Below are 19,460 nucleotides of genomic sequence, written 5' to 3'. Positions count from 1 at the left end.
GGCTTCATGTTCGCGCTCGGCTGCATCCAGTCGCTCAAATGCAACAAGAACACTTGTCCTACCGGCATCACCACGCATGACAAGAGATTGCAGAAAGGCCTCAACCCCGCCGACAAGGCGGTGCGCGTGGCGAATTACTGCCGCAACATGCGTCATGATGTGGAGGTGATCGCCCATAGTTGCGGGGTGCCGCATCCACGTCGGCTCAGGCGCTTCCATGTGCGCATCGTCGGACCTGACGGCGTTTCCAGGCCGCTGAGCGAACTCTATCCGACCGACGATCCCGCGGATTCGAGTGCGCTTGCGGCGCGCAACCTCGCCCGTAGACTCTGATCCCGATAGCCGCTGCTGCGAGTTTAATCGCGCCGAGGTGAAGTCAGAACTGGAAAGAACTTGGCGGCGAGATCAGCGAGGCGCCCTTTTTCGGGGCCTCGCCGCATCGTCGCAACCGCCGTCTCTTCCACCTGTCTGGAACGACCAATGGCCGCTCGCGTCATGCATACGGGTTCACGATCCCGATGGAATGCCCGCATTGCGGGTCATTCCGGACTTTGGCGCTTCAGCGCTGACAATCGCCTTCGGGTCGAGTCCGGAATTTGGACCGGGCATCCGTGAATTCCCGCTTATGGCGCCAAGAAAAGGCCGACTCGTTGGTCAGAAGCGTCCCCTTAAACCAAAGGAAGTGTGGAATATCCGGGCCCGGCTTCAAATCGACGCGCGCAGGCGCGACCTCGCAATGTTCAACCTGGCGATCGACAGCAAACTGCGGGGGTGCGACCTCGTCCGTTTGAAGACCGATGATTTATGCGTCGGCGGCAGACTGCGCGACCGCGCAACGATCATCCAGAAGAAGACCGGCAGGCCGGTCCAATTCGAAATCACGGAGCAAACCCGGGCGTCAGTCGAGGATTGGCTGGCGATACTCAAAATCCGGGATGGGCGTTTTCTATTTCCAAGCCGGGTCCATGAGGAGCCCCACATTTCGACGCGCCAATATGCTCGGATCGTTCATGGCTGGGTTCGAAGCGCCGGTCTGGACGACTCGGCGTACGGCACGCATTCGATGCGGCGAACGAAGGCGCAGCGCCGCCTTTGAGGCGGACACGGCTGATGTTCCAGCGACGCCGGCCTCATCGAACCATGAGGTCGTAAAGACGATGGCGCCGCCCTCGCACAGGAGCGGCAACGCTTTCTGAACCGTGAAGTAGGCGCCGCGAAAGTTGGCGTCGAGAACGCCGTCGAATACTTCCTCGGTCGTCTCCGCGACGGATCCAAGTTTGGCGATGCCCGCATTCACATAGAGCACGTCGATCCGGCCGTACTTCTCGCGCACCTGCCGAAACAGCGAATCGAGCTCTGCCGATTTCGTGACATCGGCGACGATCGCCAGACCATTCGCGCCGAGTTCCTTTTGCGCCTCGCCGACGGATCGCGGGCTATGCCCGGTAACAATGACCTTCGCGCCCTCCTTGATGAACTGCCTCGCGGTTGCAAGACCGATTCCGCTCGTGCCGCCGGTGATGACAACAATTTTTGATGTAAAACGGTCCATGGCTTGTTTCCTTTCGCCGACCTGCGTCAAGGCGCTCGGCGCTAGCTAATGCTTTTGTTGACGGGGATCGTTGCCAGGGTCCAGGTAATCGAGGCCCAGCGGGCCAATGGCCGTGACCTGGGTGACATATTCGCCGGACTTGGCCCAATGGAAATGGGCGGTATTGCCGGGCAGAACGATGACGCTGCCAGGCGGGTAGGCCTGCACCTTGTCGGCGTCGAACCGATCACCCAAGCCGATGTAGAAAACGCCGGACAGAACCGTGTAGACTCGGTCCTCCGGGTGCTTGTGCGGCATCAGCTTCACGCCAGAGGGGACTTTGACCCTGATGACATAGGGGCCGGGCTCGGAGGGATCGCCGACAACGATGGCGAGGCGGACCGATGGCGGAAAGGCGGGAAACGGTTTCCAGTCGATGTCTTCGGGCAGGACGGATCTTAAAACGGCTTGATCCGGTTGGTGGTGTGTTTGAACCATTGCATTCTCCTGTGTCCGCTTCGTCAGGACGATGGAATCTGCTTCACGCTTTCAACACGGCGGGGTCGATCGGCAGCTTTCGCAGGCGCTTGCCGGTCGCCGCAAAAATGGCGTTGGTGATTGCAGGGGCGATGGCCGAGGTTCCGGGTTCGCCCATTCCGCCCGGAGGCTCGGAACTCTGGACAATATGAACCTCGATGATCGGCGCCTCGTCGATGCGGAGCATCTGGTACGTATCGAAGTTGGCTTGCTCGACACGGCCGTTCTTCAGCGTGATCTCGCCATAGAGCGCGGCCGTGACGCCGAAGATGATTCCGCTCTCGATCTGCGCCCGCACCGTATCGGGATTGACCACGGAGCCGCAGTCCAATGCGCAGACGACGCGCCGAACGCGAACCGCGCCATCCCGCGACACTTCCGCTTCGGCGACCTGCGCGGCATAGGTCCCGAAGACGAATTGTAGGGAAACGCCGCGCCCCACACCCGGGGGCAAAGGCTGCCCCCAGCCGGCCTTTTCAGCCGCCAGTTCAAGCACAGCTTTCGCGCGCGGCGCGCCATCGAGCAGGGCACGTCTGTAGGCGACCGCATCCTGCTTCGCGGCGGACGCCAGTTCGTCGATGAAACTTTCGGTGACGAAAACATTGTGCGAGGGCCCGACGCTGCGCCAGAAGGCGGTCGGAATTCCCGGAGGCTCGACCCGCACATATTCGACATGCATGTTCGGCAGCGCATAGACCAGATTGATCGCGCCGTCGGTGCTGTCGGGATCGAGACCGTTGTTGAATCCCGGGGGGAGCCATCGCGCAATGATCGAAGACCCCGCGTAACGATGGCGCCAGGCGATCGGCGTTCCCTTCTGGTCGAGACCGGCGGAAATTCGGTCGTACCAGTAAGGCCGGTACATATCGTGCTGTATGTCCTCCTCGCGGGTCCACACGACTTTTACCGGGCCGTCTACCTGTTGCGCGATCTGGACGGCGCGGATAACGCCGTCGACCTCGAGCCGCCGGCCAAACCCGCCGCCAATCAGATGATTATGGACCACGACCTTGTCCAGCGGCAGTCCGGTGGTCTTCGCCGCCGCGGCCTGGGCGCGCGCGAGAACCTGACTGCCGACCCAGACTTCGCAGCCGTCCTCGCGCACGTGCACCGTGCAGTTCATCGGCTCCATCGTCGCGTGCGCCAGGAACGGAACCTGGTAGATCGCCTCAACCTTGTCGGCGGCGCCCGCCATGGCTTGATCGACATCCCCAATGTTCTGCGCAACCGCTCCAGGCTGGAGCGTCGCCTTTTCGAGCTCGGCCGCGATGTCCGCCGTCTTGAGATTGGCGTGCGGGCCTTCGTCCCATTCGATCGCCAGCGCCGCCAGCCCTTTCTTGGCAGCCCCCATGTGGTCGGCCACGACGGCGACCGCGTCGTCGAGCTGGACGATTTTTCGCACGCCCGCGACCGCCTTGGCCGCCGTATCGTCGACGCGCTTGACGCGGCCGCCGAAGACCGGCGATTGCGCGAGGGTCGCGACCTTCATGCCGGGAAGCTGGACGTCGATGCCATAGACCGCCGTTCCGTCGACTTTCCCTGCCGCGTCGAGACGCTTCGCGGGTTTGCCGATGAGCCGGAAATCCTCCGGCCGCTTGAGCGTGACGTTCTCGGGAACGGGCATATCGGCGGCGGCGGCGGCGAGTTCGCCATAGGAGAGCTTTCGTCCGGTCGGCGTGTGAATGACTTCGCCGCTTTGCGCCCGGCAAGTTCCTGGATCGACATTCCAGCGCTTTGCCGCCGCCGCGACCAGCATGAGTCTAGCGGTCGCGCCGGCCTCGCGCATCGGCTTCCAGGCCGCGCGTACCGCGGTGGAGCCGCCCGTCGCCTGTATGCCGATCAAGGGATTGGCATAAAGCTTGTCGTTGGGCGGAGCGTGCTTGACCTGCACCTGATCGAGCTCCACCTCCAGCTCTTCGGCGATCAGCATCGGAATGGAGGTGTAGGTTCCCTGGCCCATCTCCACATAGGGCATGGTCAAGGCGATCTGGCCGTCGCCGCCAATGCGGATGAAGGCGTTCGGCGCGAAGCCGAAAGTTCCAACCGCTTCGGCCCGGTCGCGGGCGAACGGCAAGCCCACGCTCAGCAGGAGCCCGCCACCGGCGGCGGCGCCGACCTGCAAGAAGCCGCGCCGGGAAACAGCGCCCGCCGGCGCCGATTTTTTTTGGGCGGAGGCAGAAAAAGCAAGAGGATCGAGGGTCATTGCGGGGGTCATTGACAGCCTCCCTATCCGTTCGATTGCGCCGCGTGCTTGATCGCCTCGCGAATGCGCACATAGGTCCCGCAACGGCAAATGTTGCCCGACATGGCGGCGTCGATGTCGGAATCGGTCGGATGCGGGTTGCTCGCCAGCAGCGCCGAAGCGGACATGATCTGGCCCGATTGGCAGTAGCCACACTGGACGACCTCGCGATCGAGCCAGGCCTTTTGTATCTTCGCGCCAGCCGGTGAGGCGCCGATCGCCTCGATGGTCGTGATCTTCGATTGGCCGATGCTGTCGACCGAGGTGATGCAGGAACGAGTGGCGACGCCGTCGATATGCACGGTGCACGCGCCACACAAAGCCATGCCGCAGCCGAACTTCGTGCCGGTCATTCCCAGCACGTCGCGCAACACCCACAACAACGGGGTATCGCCTTCGACATCGACGCTTTGGATGCTCCCGTTGACATTAATGGCTAAGGTCATGGTCCCTCCTCGTCTCCTTGCGCCGTCGGCGCTCGATCAACTTTGGGCGATATCGACGATAGCTTCGGCAAAGGCCTGGGGCGCCTCCTGCGGCAGATTGTGCCCGACGCCGCCCTTGACGAGCCGGTGCTCGTAACTGCCCCTGAATTTACTGGCGTAGGCGCTCGCCTCCGGGTGCGGCGCCCCGTTGTTGTCGCCTTCCAGCGTGATGGTGGGCACGGAGATGGCAGGCGCGGCGGCAAGGCGCTTTTCCAATTCGTCGTATTGCGGCTCGCCTTCCGCCAGCCCAAGCCGCCAGCGGTAATTGTGGATCACGATGGCGACGTGATCGGGATTGTCGAAGGCGGCGGCGCTGCGGTCGAAAGTGGCGTCGTCGAAGTCCCACTTCGGCGAGGCGAGCCGCCAGATCAGTTTCGCAAAATCGCGCCGGTATTTGTCGTAGCCGGCGCGGCCGCGTTCGGTGGCGAAGTAATATTGGTACCACCATTGCAACTCGGCCTTCGGCGGCAAAGGCGCCTTGCCTGCTTCCTGGCTGCTGATCAGATAGCCGCTTACGGAGACCAGCGCCTTGCAGCGCTCTGGCCAGAGCGCCGCGACGATGTCGGCCGACCGCCCGCCCCAGTCGTAGCCCGCGATGGTCGCCTTCTCGATCTTGAGAGCATCCATCAACGCGACGGTATCCACGGCGAGCGCCGACGGCTGGCCGTTGCGGAGCGTTTCGTTTGAAAGAAAGCGCGTGGTTCCGTAGCCGCGCGCATAGGGCACGATCACATGGTAGCCCGCCGCCGCCAGCGCGGGCGCGACATCGACGTAGCTATAGATATCGTAAGGCCAGCCGTGCAGGAGCACGACAGGCGGCCCGTCGGCGGGACCTGCTTCCGCGTATCCGACATTGAGGAGACCGGCGTCGACTTGCTTCAGCGGGGCGAACGACGTGTGCGTCCCGGGTTTTGTTGTCGGCAACTCGGTCGATTTGGCCGTGCCAACCTCCGCGTCGGCAGAACCGATCATGCCGAATTCTACGGCGGCGATTGCAAATGCGGCAGCGCCAAAGAAACGCCGGCGATCATCGTTGATCCACTCGAAGGCTTCAGTCGTAATCATCGGTGAAGTTCCTCGAAAAAGTCAGTTGATGCTCGTTCCGTCCCTTCGACCCCGCGTACGAAGGGCGATGATGCAGAGCACTGGGTTGGGCGGCGACCGTCCTTACCTTTTCCCGTAAACCGTGAAGACGTAGTCCTTTCCCGCAGCCAATTCATGGCAGGCGGCCCCGCACTTGGCGTCATCGCCCATGGGCTTGAACGTGTCGGATGCGGAATCCCAGTTGAACTGCGCATATCCCCATCCATGTGTGTCCGCAAATTTCTTGCTGTCCTTCTGCATGAAATCTACGTCATGCAGAGCGTCCGGCACGATCGTCGGAGTGGGGGCGTCCTCGCTTTTTTTTGTGTTCCAATGGATCTTCGCCATCTTGGCGCCGTCGGGAAAAGGCCTGCCGTTGCCGGGAATGCCCGACTGATAGGCATCGATCATCGCTGGATTGCCGAGGATTACCTCGATCGTCTCTTCGGCGTGACTGACAGAGACAGTCTGCCAGCTTTCGTATCCCCTGAAATCTGAGAACGCGAGCCCGTTGGGCACTTGCAAAGCGTATTTGTCTTCCACGGAAATCGCCTTGCCGCCAGCGACGACGAGCGTTACAGCGGTCCCCGTCAACAGGAATCGAACTATCGTCACGCCCATTCCTCCTCGTCGATCTGCAAGTGAGGTTATGCGGCTTTCTTTACTGGCGTCCGGCGACGCCCAGAGTGGCGTAAGGCCTCCATAGCCACGATTTCACGACGGTCTCGGCGACGGTCATTGGTATTTAGCGCGAGCTTCGCACGTCGCGAATAAAGATTAATCAAAGTGGCCATTAATGCAAAGTATAAGCATAACTTAGCACCTTTTATTTGATGATTATCACAAAGTGCAGAAGGTGTGTTTACGCAATAAGCGATACGTATTCAATATTACGTGAATATGGCTCAGTTAACGGGCGCGGACCGATGATGGTAAATTTGTCGTGCGTCCCAATGCGGCGCACGCGCCACGGGTTGCGCCACGATAGCGCCGCAACCACCCATCAAGCTTGGCGCCAGCGAGCGCACAGATCGACGGCGATGACGCAATTTCAAAAAAGCAAAGGGAGGATTCGATAATGAAACCACTCAATGCGGCTGCGTCCGGGACTTACAAGATCGACGACGCAATCGAGATCCATCGTCTAGGTGAGCAATATTCCGTCCGCCATGGCGAGAATGAGCAGGATCGCGCGCAGATTGAGCCAGCCGAGGTCGGCAAGCGCCGAGCCGGGACAGACGCCGACAAGGCCCCAACCCGCTCCAAAAAGCGCAGCGCCGCCGAGCAGCCGCGCATCGATATTTGTCGCCGTCGGCGACGGGGCGTCGCTGATTGGCGCCATTCCCTACAGCGCCGTCTATGTGGCGTTCAGGGAAAGCCTGCCCAAGCCATCCGAGGCCGCGCGGGCGCCGCGATCTACGCAGTGGCCATTGCCGGTCGGCGCCGAACCGACGATTGACCCCTCAGCTTTTAATTCTATCAAGACCTGAAACTAATGTCGGCTTTTCCGCAGTTGACGCAGGTCGCCAAGTCCCACCTCCAATTCCCGCTTATGGCGCCTTGGAGACGGTCATGTGTCCGCGGCAAGGTCTCGACCTGACCCAAGGGAGACATTAGCCTAGGAAACGGTCATCGACCGAAACGGGCAGGAGCCAAGCGTTCCGGGTTGAATTGGAAAATTAATTACTGAAGCAGCGATGGTTTTGGATCACGAGGGCGATCACGCCACGCGCTGGGCGGCCGTGTCGTCTGTAGCGTCGAAGATTGCTGCTCTCCGCACACGCTGCGGGAATGGGTCAACAAGGCGGAAGTCGACAGCAGCAAGCGCGCCGGCGTGCCGACCGATGTCGCCGAGAAGTTGAAGGCGCTGGAGCGGGAGAACCGCGAACTCAAGCAAGCCAATGAGATCCTGCGCAAGGCGTCGGCTTATTTTGCGCTGGCGGAGCTCGACCGCCGGTCAAAGTGATGGTCGCCTTTATCGACGATCAGCGGAAAGCACATGGGGCATGCTGAAAGCGGACATCGTCGAGAACATGCGCTCCGGAAAAATTGTCGTAGACAAAATGCTGCGCATTCAACGATGGATGGGGAGCAATTCGCGATCGGAAACATCATGCAGACATATCAGGTATGGTCGTCACTTCCTCACGATCGCATTGCGGCGCTGCACAAGAAAACAAGGGAATACGCGCGGTCGGCTCTCATCGCCGGCTCCACTCCAATTTATTACATAACGGCTTATTCTTGCGCCGCTGGCCTATCCGAAACCGTGTGGAGCCCCTGACAAGTTGTTTCCCAAATTCTGCTCGCGTTTTGCAATGAACGGCGCCGGGACCGCCGTGTGGGAAGTGATGAGATCGGCGAATTTTGACGGCCAAGAGTCGGTCGGCAAATGGCTGAGCAGCGCGTCGCAGTTCGAACGCAAAAGACTGCCGTCGTAGCCTTTCGCATCAAATCCCGGTGGGTTGGGCCGCCCGTCCGGCCAAAACATCGCCTGCGCATGGTTGTTCAGTTCGACGACTCGCATCCCCGGACCTTTTTCCCCCTGCAACTCCAGCACGAAGCCGCAATGGTCGCTGAGGTAGGTTTTCAGAGCGCAACATGGAACTCCCAGATTTCTGGCCACACGCTGCGCCTTCTGGGCGCCGACGAGACGCGCCCTCGCGATATAGGGAAGATAGTCTAGCCAGAATTGCCTGCGCCTTTGCACGACTACCGGATCGTCGGTCTTGAGTTCCACGACAATCTCGAATGCCGCGGTCAATGTGCTTTCGACCAGCCATTTCTCGACCCGCGCGACGATGTTCGCCGGGATGTCGCGCCAGCCGTCCAGGCTTTCGCGCGGATCGCCGGCGAGGCGAAAAGACAGCTCCAGCGCCTTGCCAATGGCGGGCGCCGTCGCCAGTCGAGCCGCCCATTCGACGAGGCCGGAAACCATGGCGGTTTTCGCCCTGTCGCGCAAAACTGCCGAACCGCCCGCGCCTGCCAGTCCGCGTGGTCCTAACAGATCGAGCAAGTCTCCGGCGGCCGCCCAAGCCTGATCGTCGGTGCGCGCCGAAGAATGAAGCGCAAAAGACAAGATGACGGCGACTACAAAGCCCGAGCCCTGCAAGACGGTTCTGGCCTGAAAATTTTGCGCAAACTCATTGAGAAAGGACATTTCGCCCGCAGCCAGCGCGTTGGCGGCGTGTTCCGCGGCCTCATTGCCCTCCGCCAGTCGCCAGCGGCGCGCGAAATCGCCGAACCGTCCCCATAACTCGTCCTGCCGCGGCAAAAGCCAGCCGATGACATGGGCCGTCGCCGGATTTTGCGGATCGAAATGGCGCAGCATGGCGGCGCAAATGCGCGTTTCGGCGATGCGCGGCTTCCACTCCGCCTCCGCCCAGCGCAGCCATTTCTCGATATCGGCGGATTGAGCGATCCACGGGCTGCGCCGCCAGAACAGCTCCAGCGCGGCCTTCTTTTCCCTCGGCTTCAGGCCCGAGAGGTCGCCGCCGCTTTGCGCCAGCTTGCGCGCCGCGCTGTCGATCACGGCTTCCGGCTGGCCAGCGGCGAAGCGCGCCGGTCCATGCCGGCTCTCGATCCCCGACGCCAGGATCGTCAGTTGCGAACGCCCGGGCGCCAGCAACGGAGGAAGACGCACAGTTTTTGCCGCATCAATGGGCGCCGGCATCGAGTCCATCCAATCGATGGTTCAGTTCGCGCAGAGTCTTTTCCACTTCCTCGCGGTTGACCGCCATGATCAGCCGGATCTCGATCCGCCGATCGGATTCCATGACGTTCTTTTCCAATCGCTGTTTTTCAGTCAAACCCTCGGCGACCGGCCTAGTGTCGGCGTAACCGCTGACGCCGAGCAGGCTTTTGCCCTCGGCGTTTTTGAGATTCGAAATGCGCGAATCCGACTCGGCCACGATGCGATAGGCGGCGATGGCGCGCGAGGCGGAAAGGTCCCAATTATCGCGCAACCCATTGGCGCCGCCATGGAAGGCCGCCGAATCGGTGTGGCCCTCAACATAAACGGCGTTGAGCACGCTGCCGGGCGACAGAGGCGGACAGCCGGCTTGCCGATCCTGACGGGTAAGAAAACAAGGAACCGTATCGGCCAAAGTCACGCCGAGCACGCGAATGACCTCCCGGCCAAAGGGCGTCGGATCGGCCTGGCCGGATTCGAACAGATTGCCAGTGGGCAAGCGCAGGACACCACTATGAAAATCCGCCTCGACGGGGATCCCGGCCGCAGCCAGCCGGTCTTTCAGCATCTGGAGAATCTTGGCGCGCGTCGCGTCGGCTTCGGCGAGCCGGTCGAGCAACGGAACGACCCCCTGCGTTTTAAGATAGGTCACGAAATCGACAAGCTGTTCGGCGCGTTGCTTCAGGGCGTCCCGCTCGGCCCTGGTTTCGGCCAGCTCCTTGACGACCTGATCATAGGTCTGGCGAGGCACGGCGTCGTCCATCATCACCAGGGACAGCGCCATCACCATGACGATGAAAATGAAGACGACGCCGACCATCAGATCGGCGACTGGCGCGAAAACGTCCTTCTTTTCCTCGTCATCCGCTCTTGGGTGGCGCAGGGCGAACATCAGCTCGCCTCCGCCGCCACGCGCTTGGAAGCCCGGTCGTCGACAATGTCGCCAACGTCGAGCAGCGCCGCTTCGAGGCTGCCGATGGATTTGGCGATTTCATTGTCGTAAGTCGCGATACAGGCCGAAATTTCCTGGCCAAGGTCCTGAACGCCCCGCACCAGTCCGGTCAAGGTCTGCGTGACGGAGCGCTCGACATCGCGGAAGCTTTCCACATGCGAGCCCAGCGACTGATGGGCGGCGGCCGCAGCGCCCTCAATTCGGTCGGCGACGCTCTGTCCCGATTCCGAAATCTTGACGATCTGATCGGCTGCGCCAGAAAATATCTCCATCGCGCCCTGAAACGAATTGCTTGCTGTCGTCAGCGGCGTCGCGGCCTTCGCGACCGAACCAGCCGCCATGGCAAGGGTGTTCGACGCGCCCGACACCACCACGCCCGCCTTTTCCAGCCGGGCGTTCTGGGCGTCCAATCCGTCCATAACCTCGCCAAGCTTGGACGACAGGCAAAGCACGGCGGCGGCAAAGGAGTCGACTGTCTGCGAAAGTTTCGTGGCTGAATTTTCCGCCGTCTCCGCAATGATTTTCGCGCCCCCCGCGACACCCGAAGCCAGATTTTGGTGGCTGGCCTGCAATTGCTCGCCGGAGGCTTCGCTGGCCGCCTGCAATTTGATCGCGGCCGTGGCGAGGGCGCGCGTGATCTCGCCAACGCGCGACGCCATGATATCGGCGCCGCTCCGGCTCGCCTCATTGGCGAGCGACGTCGCGTCATCGAGCGCCTGGCGCACCTTCGCGCCGATCTCCTGCGACGACTTTTCCGACGCTGCGGCGATCGAGGACGGAATGGCTTCTATTTTCGCCTGGAACCCCGCCATCGTTTGCGCCAGCGCCGCTTGCCCGCGCTCAAAAGCCGCGCTCATGCGCGAGGCCGCGTCGGTCAATTGCGAGGCGGATCTTCCGATTTCGCCGCCAAAACCGCTTTCCGTCGCTTTGATCTTTTCGGGCAGCGCGTCGAAGGCGGCAAGCGAATCCGACATTTGCGTCCCGAAAGCCGCGATATGCGCGCCGATGCTGTCGCCCGAGGCCGAAATCTGATGGATCTGGCCGGCGGCCTCGGAAAAGCGATCCATCGCGCCCTGGAACGACAGCGTGGCGGTCGTCAGCGGCGCGGCGGCGCTTTCCATCGCGCCTGCGGCCTTGGCAAGACTGTCCGACGCGCCGGAGACGATTTCGCCGGCATTGGCGAGACGGCGGTTTTGCGCATCGAGGCCGCGCTCGACCTCGTCCAGCCGCGACGCCAGACGGTTGACCGCGAGGCCGAACGATCCGACCGTCGACGACAGCCGCGCCGCCGAAGCTTCGCTCGACTCCGACAGCATTTTCGCGCCCTCGGCCATATGCGCATGGGACGCCTGCCCCGCCTGCGTCAAAGTCGCCGCTGCGGCGGTCAAGGCTGCGGAGATTTCGGCCATTCTCGCCGAGATGATCTCGCCGCCGTTCCGGCTCGCCTCGGTCGCGGCAGACGCCGCGCCGTCGAGCGTTCTCCGCAAGGACGCGCCGATATCTTGCGACGATTGTTCCGTCGCGGCGGCGAGTCTGGCCGGAATGGACCCGACTTTTTCCTCGAAGGCGGCAAGCGTCGCCGCCAGCGACGCCTGGCCTTCCGCCAAAGCCGAACTCATGCGCTGCGCCGAGGCGTTCAGCTCGCCGGCGCTGCGGCCGATCTCGCCGCCAAAGCCAGCCTCGGCGTCACGGAATTTGCCCGGAAGCTGGTCGAGAGCCGCCAAAGCCGTAGCCAACTGGGCGCCAAACGCCTGCAAGTTCTGGCCGATTCCCTCGCGCCAAAGGTTTCCGAACGCCGCGCCGGCGCTCTCCGCGACGGAGGCGTTGGCCTCGCCGATGCGGGAGTTCACGGCCGAAATTTCCTCGCGGATCGGCGAAAAAGCCGCTGTGACGCTCGAACTGACACTTTGGGCGATCGCCTGCGGCAAGGCCTCCAGGCTTCCGCCGAGCGCCGCGTCGACGCGATGGCCAAGCATCTCCGCCATATTGGCGAACTGGGCGCTCTGCCGCTCCGCCACGCGGAGCTGCCGGCGAAGCAGCATTTCGGGCGCGACATAGATCGAGAGCGCACGGATTTCTGCCAGCAAATGCTCTTCGGCATGAACCTGAGTCGAGGATTGCTGGCGCGCCACCACGCTCCAGAAAATATAGGCGAGAATGCCGGCGATCGACGTGATGAACTTGACCGAACTCACCGCAAGAATGCCCTCGACGGCGATCTTGAGCTGGGCCGGATTGAGCGAGCCGTGGCCGTCGCCGCCCATTTGCAGCAAGGCGGCGGAGAGGCCGACGAATGTAAAGAAAAGCCCGACGGTCAGGAAGACGCCGCCCAGTGTACCCGACCATTTTACATAGCCATGGCCGGGCAGGTAGCCGACCGAGAAGAAGGCGGCGGGATCGGCATAGCTTTCCGCCGCGCCGTCCTCGAACTCAACGCTGGAGCGATAACGCAGCCAGGGCGCCACGAGATCCGAATTTTCGAAAATCCGATCTGCTTCGGCAAATTGTTTCTCTTGCGAGCCTCCGGCCAGGCGGGCGGTTCGGATGGCCCCGGCGATGCGTTTCAACTTGCCGACGAAGCGCCGTTCGGCCGGGAGCAGCAGGACGATCCAGAGCCCTATAGCGGCTGCAAGAATGCTCAGCGCCAGTATGACCGCCAATGGACGGCCGGAGAACAAAGCGATTGGCGTCAGAATGACGTCGGCGAAACGATCCATCAAGTTTTGTCCCGTTTGTCCCGGTGGTCATAAACGCTTCAGGCCAAGAATACTCAGGGCGTCGCCTTGAACAAAACGAACACTTAGAAACTCGTCATTATGTTTGGCCGGCGCCCGCTTTTTCTCCGGCGCCGAATGCGAATTCAGGTTAGCGGCTAGAATGTCTTGCCGATGACCGCCTTGAGCGGTTCGGCTGACTCCTGCGCGATCTTCTGCGCCAGCGACGAAAGATCCTTGGTCTGGTCCTTCAAGGCCTCGAATTGCTTGCTGGCGTGCGCGGGGGCCAGGGCGACGGCGTCGGAAACAGTCCTGGTTCCGGCCAGCGCTTCAAAATATTCGAAAGTCAAAGCGGTGTTGGCCTGGAAAGCCTCAAACGCCTTGGCCTTGAATTCCGAAAAACCCGTGGCGACGATCGACGCGCTGGCGTCGAACGCGCCGAGAGCATTTTTTGCCGCCGCATTGAGTTTTTCGATGGTTTCACGGGTTTGGGCGACGCCCTTTTCGGCTATTTTGCGGGCTTCATCCGCGGAAAATTCGGCGGGGATCTTGAACGAAGCGTCGGACATCAAGTTGATTCCTTTGGATTGGAAACTTTGCCGCCGGCCCCATCACAAGGCGCGAGCAATCGCCCCGGCAAGGCTTCAACCTAATTTAATGCCCATCGCAGCGCAATAAATTTGTGCGCTGCACAATTTTTGTGGCTGATCAGCTTTCGTTCATCCGTGCCCGCGGCGCGGCCGAATGTCATCGAAACATTTGAACGTAATCGCGCTCGGCGCCCGTTTTTCAGCGGGCGAAGCAAGGTTCGACGTGGCATGATGGAGATCTCAGGATCTCGCCGCGCCATAACCGGAGAAGTCGCAGTTGTATTGCAGCCGGAAATCCCGCCATTATCTCGAAGACAGCCGACTTCGGAACTGCGGACGAACCGGGAATAATGACCTTTTCATTCGACCGCGACGATTGGCGGAGAATCCACGGGCGAAGATGAAACGACAGGCAGAAAGCTATTTCGGCGTCCTCCTGCCGGCCAGCGCGCGCACGATCGTCTGCCTTGCGCTTTTTTTCCCTGCCTGGTCGGGCGCCGCGAGGCCCGCTCTGGCGGAAGACGCGCCCGCCGCCGCCAGCAGCAAAGACGCTCATTCAAACGCGGACCGTGACCGATTGCCGCCGCCCGCAATCACCGAGCAAACGGTCGACCTCGGCGGCCGCGTCCTCAAATTCAAGGCCGGAATCGGCGCGATGCCGATCAGGGACGAGTCATCGGGCGAGCTTTTAGCGGAAGTCGTGACGACGGCTTTCATCCTCACGGCGCGCGACGACAAGCCGGAGACGAGCGCCTGCCGCCCCGTTGTCTTTGCCTTCAATGGCGGCCCGGGAGCGGGTTCGGCCTGGCTCGACCTCGGCGCCCTGGGTCCATGGCGCCTGCCGCTGACGGGCGCGGCGCAGGCTCCTTCGGCGCCGCCTGTCGTGTCGGACAATCGCGAAAGCTGGCTTGATTTCGCCGATCTTGTTTTCATCGATCCCCCCGGCGCCGGCTTTTCACGCCTCGCGGGCAATGAGGCGGCGCGCAAAAAATTATGGTCCGTCGAGGGTGACGTGGAACTGTTGGCCAGCGTTGTGCGCCGCTGGCTGCAACAGGCCAGAAAGCTTGATTGTCCGAAATTCCTGGTCGGTGAAAGTTACGGCGGTTTTCGCGCGCCGAAAGTCGCGCGCGCATTGCAGGAAAGCGAGAATATCGGCGTCGATGGCCTCATCCTGCTTTCTCCAGCCCTGGATTTCGGCTGGATGGACGGGCGCAACAATCCGCTGGCGGACGCCGCGCGCTTGCCCTCCCTCGCCGCCAGCCATCGCGACGCAAAAGATCGCTCGGAAGTCGCCGACGCCGAAAGCTACGCCAGCGGCGATTATCTGGCGGATCTGCTGCGCGGGCCGCGCGACGCGGCTGCGCAGGAGCGAATCGCCGGCAAAGTTGCGGGTTTGACCGGGCTCGCGCCGGAGCGCGTACGCCACCTGCAAGGCCGCATCGGCGCCGGCGACTGGGTTTTCGAGGCCGATCCGAGCGGGCGCACCATCGCCAGCCTTTATGACGGAGCGATGATGGAGGCCAATGCGACGCCGGGCCGGCGACCGCAGGAATGGTCCGACCCGGTGCTCGACGGACTGCGCGCGCCGCTGGCCACGGCGATGACGGTATTGGCCATCGAGAAATTGAAATGGCCGGTGGAGGCAAGATACGAGATTCTCAACGATCGTGTGTCGGAAAGCTGGAATTGGGGTTCGCGGCGACGGAGCCTGGAGGCCATGACCGATCTGCGCCGGGCGCAGGCGCTCGACCCGCGTCTCAAAATCCTGGTGGCGCAAGGGCTCTACGATCTGGTGGCGCCCTATTACGCCAACAAGCTTTTGCTGGATCTGGGCCCCCCTGTCGGCGCGCCGGATCGCATCGGCTTCCTCGCTTTGCCCGGCGGCCATATGTTCTACGCCGTCGATTCTTCGCGCGCCGCTTTGCGCGATGCGGCGCGGAAAATGATTTCCAACGAGTAATTGCGCGCGACCCCTTGCCTTGACGGTCGCCGCGGCCCCTCACAGCTGCTGCGGCCACATCGCCGGAACAATATGTTTTTTCGACGCGTTGACCGGACCGAGAGGTTTTCTCACATGCTTGCCCGGTTGACGACGTTCGCGTTCCTGTTTTTTGTCGCGGCGGCCAACGCGGCCGCTCCGCTCGATCCGCAATCCGTCGAAAGCGCTGACTGGCGGCCGGGGCAAACCGACCAAACCGCCCTTCTGGTAAAAGCGGAGGTCCTGCTCGATCGCGCGCGATTTTCGCCCGGCGAGATCGACGGCAGGTCGGGAGATAATTTCAAGAAGGCGCTCACTGCCTTCGCGGCGGTTCACGGCGCTGCTCGGGCCGGGGATTTGACCGAAGCGACATGGCGCGCTCTCGCCGCGACCAGCTCAGAGCCCGTTCTCACGCGATACCGGATTGCAGATGAAGATGTGCGAGGGCCTTTCGCTCGCCATATCCCGCGCCAGCTCGAGGCTATGAACAAGCTGCCGAGGCTTTCCTACGGCAGCGCGCGGGAGGCGCTCGCGGAAAAATTTCACATGAGCGAGCGGCTGCTTCAGTCTCTCAATCCGGGCGAGACTTTCCAGGACGCCGGCCACGAGATCGTCGTCGCCAACGTCGGGACCAATGACCCGCCGCAGAAGGCTTCGCGGATCGAGGTCGACAAGGGCGCCCACCTTCTTCGGGCTTTTGGCAAAGACGGCGCGCTGCTGGCGACCTACCCGGCGAGCATCGGGAGCACGGAAAAACCCGCGCCAAGCGGCACGCTGCGCATCGTCGGAGTAAGGCAGAATCCGACCTACCGCTACGACCCGCGCTACAAGTTCAAAGGCGTTCACGCCAAGCGCCCCTTCACCATAAGGCCCGGCCCCAACAATCCCGTCGGCCTGGTGTGGATCGGCCTGTCGGAGAGAGGATACGGCATTCACGGAACGCCGCAGCCGGGCGCCATCGGCAAGACGCAGTCGCACGGATGCATCCGCCTTACCAATTGGGACGCCCTCGCTCTTGCTTCCGCAGCGCAGAAGGGCACGCCGGTGGACTTCCTCGAGACGACGTCCCGACCGGCCGATCGAGAGCTTCATGGCGGCCGCTGATGCCGCTCATGCTCGCCGTCTTCATCTTGCTTGTCTGTTCAGGCGGCGCGTTTTCATCGCCGCGTCTATCGACAAGGCCGGGCGCCGAAGTTCCAACGCCCCCTCCGCGCCCGAAAGACTTGACGCCTCACCAGCCTCCCGAAACGGCGGCGCCTGTGCCGCCGCCTGCGCCTGATCCGGCCTGCACACGCGTAATGACGGCCGGGCGCCTCGTCGCCGTATTGACCGAACCGGTGCGCGGGCAGGATCAATGCGGCATCGCTTCGCCTTTGAAGCTCGAGGCCATCGTTCTTACCGACGGCGCGCGAGTTCCCCTGGACTCGCAACCTCTCGTGCGATGCGACTTGGCCGAAGCCATCGCAGATTGGGTGCGAGAGGACATCGCGCCGCTCGCCAGGACGGTCGGCGGCGGCCTTGTCAAGATCTACGGAGGCGGCGGTTATGAGTGCCGTGGCCGCAACCGCGTGAGCGGCGCTATCGCCAGTGAACACAGCATCGGCAATGCTTTTGATCTGATCGGCTTCGGACTGCGTGACGGCAAAACGCTCTCCATCGAGCACGGGAACAAAGCTCTCGATTTCATGACGCAAATTCGCGAAAGCGCTTGTGCGCGCTTCACCACGGTGCTTGGGCCGGGGTCGGACGGCTACCACGAAGCCCATGTTCATGTGGATCTCAAGCTGCGAAAGGGCGGTTACCGCATCTGCCAGTGGGATCTGGAGCAGCAACCCGCCGGCGCAGCCGGCTGAGCTCACGCGTGCGGCAAGCAAAGTCGCGCTCGAGCGAAACCCCTTGATTGGCCAGCTATTTGGTAATAAATGGCCGGCGTCTGATGGAGCGACAGCGGCCGCGCGTCGTGAGTTTCTTTCTTATCGCCCGCTCCAACTTCCGACAATTTTAAGCTCCTTCGTTCAGGCGAGGTTTGAACATGCCGATCTACGGCTATCAGTGCAAAAAATGCAGCGAAACCTTTGAGACTCTGGTGCGTTCCGGCGAGCAGCCGACCTGCCCGTCCTGCAACAGCGCCGAGCTTGAGCAGCAATTGTCGCTGATCGCCTCGCCGGCCAAGGGCGGCGACAGCGACGCGCCGGCCTGTTCCAACGCCGGCGCCGGACCTGCCTGCGCCGCCTGCCCCGGCGCCTCGATGTTCGGCTAGATCGGAGTATACCGCCATGACCGCAAGCGCGCGCCTGTCTCTGTCGCGCGCTCTGTCCGTGATGGCAGGCTCCGCCTTTTATCTGGCGCTGGCGATCTGGGGTTGGGGCGGCATAGAGCCCTATTTTACGCACCCGGCGCTTTCGACTTTGACTTTGGCGTTTTTCGTCATGGCCTTCGCCTCGTTGTTTTGCGGCGGCAATCTCTCTCCGGGCCTGCGCGAGGACCGCGGCAATCGCTGGGTGCTGCCGGTTTTCGCGATCCTAGGCCTGATCAACGCTTTTCTGCCGGCGTGGAGCGACCGCAGGGATTTCTGGACGCTCGACGGCGACGCCCTGCGCTGGTTCGGCGTCGCGCTTTTCGTCTTCGGCGGCTGGCTGCGGCTGTGGCCGGTGGTCGTGCTCGGCGAGAGGTTCAGCGGCCTCGTCGCGATCCAGCCAGGACACAAGCTCGTTACCGACGGCATTTACAACACCATCCGCAACCCCTCCTATCTCGGATTGCTGCTCAATTCGCTCGGCTGGTCGCTGGCCTTCCGGTCCGGGCTCGGCCTCCTCGTGACGGCGCTGCTGATCCCGCCGCTGGTCGCCCGCATCAAATCGGAAGAGCGCCTGCTGCTCGACGAATTCGGCGCCCAATACCGAGCCTTTTGCGCCCGGACCTGGCGGCTCGTTCCCGGCCTTTGGTGAGCGGCGAAGCTAAACCTTTGATGAACAGGTCGTTTTGATCCGGTTCAGGCCGCCGGCGGCAATCTCCCCTCACAGGCGCGAACCTGACGCCTCGTTGATGGAGACCAAAATGAACCTTTCCAGCAAATCCCTCCGCATGGGCGCCGCCGCCGCCTTCGTCGCTGTTTTCGGCCTGGCGGGAGCGGCGTCGGCGTCCACCTGGACGGAAAGCCATCCGCGCCGCGCGGAAATCAACCATCGCCTCGCCAACCAGAACCATCGCATTGACAGCGAAGTGCGCCAGGGCGAGATTTCCCGCGGAAAGGCCCATGCGCTGCGCCGTCAGGATCGCACGATCCGACACGAGGAGCGTTTCATGGCGGCGCAAAATCACGGCCACATCACCCATGCCGAGCAACGCTCGCTGAACCAGCAGGAAAACGGCGTCAGCCGCGAGATCGGCAAATGATGGACCTCGCTTCCGTAGACGCCCGCATGGTCACGCGTCACGGCGGACACGGCCATCGTCGTTGATCGCAGATGAAAACAATAAAACCCGGCGGCGCCCCACCGCCGGGTTCGAAGCATTAGTTTAGAAGTTTTCTAAAAGAACTGTCATCAATTTGCATCAGGCCCGAAGCAGTTTATGGCCGTGTCTTGACATTGGATGCCGCGACTACGCCTTAATGCGCAGCGGGAAGCTTCGGGGAACAAGATGCGGTTTGATAAA

At 62.3% G+C, this 19,460-nt stretch carries 19 protein-coding genes, 2 pseudogenes and 1 other annotated feature; of the genes and pseudogenes, 9 read left to right on the top strand and 12 right to left on the bottom strand.

What is annotated here, in order from left to right:
* A partial coding sequence (locus ACLP2E_RS10780) for a glutamate synthase-related protein (protein WP_442465911.1) occupies nucleotides 1-333 on the top strand: 333 nt, incomplete at its 5' end.
* Nucleotides 334-523: 190 nt separating this feature from the next.
* Nucleotides 524-1,024: pseudogene (locus ACLP2E_RS10775) on the top strand (tyrosine-type recombinase/integrase); the annotation flags it as partial.
* Here the strand turns inward: ACLP2E_RS10775 and ACLP2E_RS10770 are convergent.
* The 7 genes from ACLP2E_RS10770 to ACLP2E_RS10740 form a co-directional block, all read right to left on the bottom strand.
* Nucleotides 947-1,552 carry an SDR family NAD(P)-dependent oxidoreductase gene (locus tag ACLP2E_RS10770; RefSeq protein ID WP_442465910.1) on the bottom strand — a complete coding sequence of 202 codons (606 nt, stop codon included), beginning with the start codon at nucleotides 1,550-1,552 and terminating at the stop codon, nucleotides 947-949. The pseudogene ACLP2E_RS10775 and the gene ACLP2E_RS10770 sit on opposite strands and share 78 nt — an antisense overlap.
* Before the next feature lie 45 nt (nucleotides 1,553-1,597).
* Nucleotides 1,598-2,029, bottom strand: a complete 432-nt coding sequence (locus tag ACLP2E_RS10765) for a cupin domain-containing protein (RefSeq protein WP_442465909.1) — start codon at nucleotides 2,027-2,029, stop codon at nucleotides 1,598-1,600.
* Between the two features lie 43 nt (nucleotides 2,030-2,072).
* Nucleotides 2,073-4,271 carry a molybdopterin cofactor-binding domain-containing protein gene (locus tag ACLP2E_RS10760; RefSeq protein WP_442465912.1) on the bottom strand — a complete coding sequence of 733 codons (2,199 nt, stop codon included), beginning with the start codon at nucleotides 4,269-4,271 and terminating at the stop codon, nucleotides 2,073-2,075.
* A 23-nt stretch (nucleotides 4,272-4,294) separates the two neighbouring features.
* Nucleotides 4,295-4,756: a (2Fe-2S)-binding protein gene (locus ACLP2E_RS10755; protein ID WP_442465908.1), complete on the bottom strand. Its 462-nt coding sequence runs from the start codon at nucleotides 4,754-4,756 to the stop codon at nucleotides 4,295-4,297.
* Nucleotides 4,757-4,792: 36 nt separating this feature from the next.
* Nucleotides 4,793-5,860 carry an alpha/beta fold hydrolase gene (locus tag ACLP2E_RS10750; protein WP_442465907.1) on the bottom strand — a complete coding sequence of 356 codons (1,068 nt, stop codon included), beginning with the start codon at nucleotides 5,858-5,860 and terminating at the stop codon, nucleotides 4,793-4,795.
* Between the two features lie 102 nt (nucleotides 5,861-5,962).
* Entirely contained in the window at nucleotides 5,963-6,499 is a 537-nt protein-coding gene (locus ACLP2E_RS10745; protein WP_442465906.1) for a cytochrome P460 family protein, read from the bottom strand.
* Between the two features lie 523 nt (nucleotides 6,500-7,022).
* Complete coding sequence (locus tag ACLP2E_RS10740) at nucleotides 7,023-7,220, bottom strand: DUF6691 family protein (RefSeq protein ID WP_442465905.1); 198 nt, start codon at nucleotides 7,218-7,220, stop codon at nucleotides 7,023-7,025.
* Between the two features lie 355 nt (nucleotides 7,221-7,575).
* Here ACLP2E_RS10740 and ACLP2E_RS10735 point away from each other — a divergent pair.
* A pseudogene (locus ACLP2E_RS10735) lies at nucleotides 7,576-7,882 on the top strand (transposase); the annotation flags it as partial.
* Nucleotides 7,802-7,921: a sequence feature (AL1L pseudoknot), on the top strand. It overlaps the preceding pseudogene by 81 nt.
* A gap of 214 nt (nucleotides 7,922-8,135) precedes the next feature.
* On the opposite strand, the gene ACLP2E_RS10730 reads toward ACLP2E_RS10735, so the two are convergent.
* The 4 genes from ACLP2E_RS10730 to ACLP2E_RS10715 all read right to left on the bottom strand — a co-directional run bounded on the left by ACLP2E_RS10730 (nucleotide 8,136) and on the right by ACLP2E_RS10715 (nucleotide 13,804).
* The gene (locus tag ACLP2E_RS10730) at nucleotides 8,136-9,551 is read right to left on the bottom strand and encodes an EH signature domain-containing protein (RefSeq protein ID WP_442465904.1); all 1,416 of its coding nucleotides are present in this window, start codon (nucleotides 9,549-9,551) and stop codon (nucleotides 8,136-8,138) included.
* Nucleotides 9,535-10,461, bottom strand: a complete 927-nt coding sequence (locus ACLP2E_RS10725; RefSeq protein ID WP_442463817.1) for a hypothetical protein — start codon at nucleotides 10,459-10,461, stop codon at nucleotides 9,535-9,537. The genes ACLP2E_RS10730 and ACLP2E_RS10725 overlap by 17 nt, the downstream gene beginning before the upstream one ends.
* The gene (locus tag ACLP2E_RS10720; RefSeq protein ID WP_442465903.1) at nucleotides 10,461-13,238 is read right to left on the bottom strand and encodes a hypothetical protein; all 2,778 of its coding nucleotides are present in this window, start codon (nucleotides 13,236-13,238) and stop codon (nucleotides 10,461-10,463) included. The genes ACLP2E_RS10725 and ACLP2E_RS10720 overlap by 1 nt, the downstream gene beginning before the upstream one ends.
* A 155-nt stretch (nucleotides 13,239-13,393) precedes the next feature.
* Nucleotides 13,394-13,804, bottom strand: coding sequence for a phasin family protein (locus ACLP2E_RS10715; protein ID WP_442463819.1), 411 nt, complete (start codon nucleotides 13,802-13,804; stop codon nucleotides 13,394-13,396).
* Between the two features lie 421 nt (nucleotides 13,805-14,225).
* Between ACLP2E_RS10715 and ACLP2E_RS10710 the strand changes: the two genes are divergently transcribed.
* On the top strand, nucleotides 14,226-15,785 hold the full coding sequence (locus ACLP2E_RS10710) for a S10 family peptidase (RefSeq protein ID WP_442465902.1): 1,560 nt from the start codon (nucleotides 14,226-14,228) through the stop codon (nucleotides 15,783-15,785).
* A gap of 39 nt (nucleotides 15,786-15,824) precedes the next feature.
* Here the strand turns inward: ACLP2E_RS10710 and ACLP2E_RS10705 are convergent, their stop codons facing one another.
* A complete protein-coding gene (locus ACLP2E_RS10705; protein WP_442465901.1) occupies nucleotides 15,825-16,139 on the bottom strand; it encodes a hypothetical protein in 315 nt (104 codons plus the stop codon).
* A gap of 147 nt (nucleotides 16,140-16,286) precedes the next feature.
* Here ACLP2E_RS10705 and ACLP2E_RS10700 point away from each other — a divergent pair, with 147 nt between their 5' ends.
* From ACLP2E_RS10700 to ACLP2E_RS10680, 5 genes are all read left to right on the top strand, one after another.
* Complete coding sequence (locus tag ACLP2E_RS10700; RefSeq protein WP_442465900.1) at nucleotides 16,287-16,907, top strand: L,D-transpeptidase; 621 nt, start codon at nucleotides 16,287-16,289, stop codon at nucleotides 16,905-16,907.
* Entirely contained in the window at nucleotides 16,907-17,656 is a 750-nt protein-coding gene (locus tag ACLP2E_RS10695) for an extensin-like domain-containing protein (RefSeq protein ID WP_442465899.1), read from the top strand. The genes ACLP2E_RS10700 and ACLP2E_RS10695 overlap by 1 nt, the downstream gene beginning before the upstream one ends.
* A gap of 179 nt (nucleotides 17,657-17,835) precedes the next feature.
* Nucleotides 17,836-18,063 carry an FmdB family zinc ribbon protein gene (locus tag ACLP2E_RS10690; protein ID WP_442463822.1) on the top strand — a complete coding sequence of 76 codons (228 nt, stop codon included), beginning with the start codon at nucleotides 17,836-17,838 and terminating at the stop codon, nucleotides 18,061-18,063.
* A 16-nt stretch (nucleotides 18,064-18,079) separates the two neighbouring features.
* Nucleotides 18,080-18,751 carry a methyltransferase family protein gene (locus ACLP2E_RS10685; protein ID WP_442465898.1) on the top strand — a complete coding sequence of 224 codons (672 nt, stop codon included), beginning with the start codon at nucleotides 18,080-18,082 and terminating at the stop codon, nucleotides 18,749-18,751.
* 109 nt (nucleotides 18,752-18,860) lie between these two features.
* Nucleotides 18,861-19,199 (top strand): hypothetical protein, encoded by a 339-nt coding sequence (locus ACLP2E_RS10680; RefSeq protein ID WP_442463824.1) that lies wholly within the window; start codon nucleotides 18,861-18,863, stop codon nucleotides 19,197-19,199.
* The last annotated feature ends 261 nt before the right edge of the window (nucleotides 19,200-19,460 follow it).

It is taken from the genome of Rhodoblastus sp. (genome assembly GCF_052145335.1).
GTDB lineage: Bacteria > Pseudomonadota > Alphaproteobacteria > Rhizobiales > Beijerinckiaceae > Rhodoblastus.
Note: the sequence above shows the minus strand (reverse complement) of the source record. Positions and strands in the feature narration are given on the sequence as shown.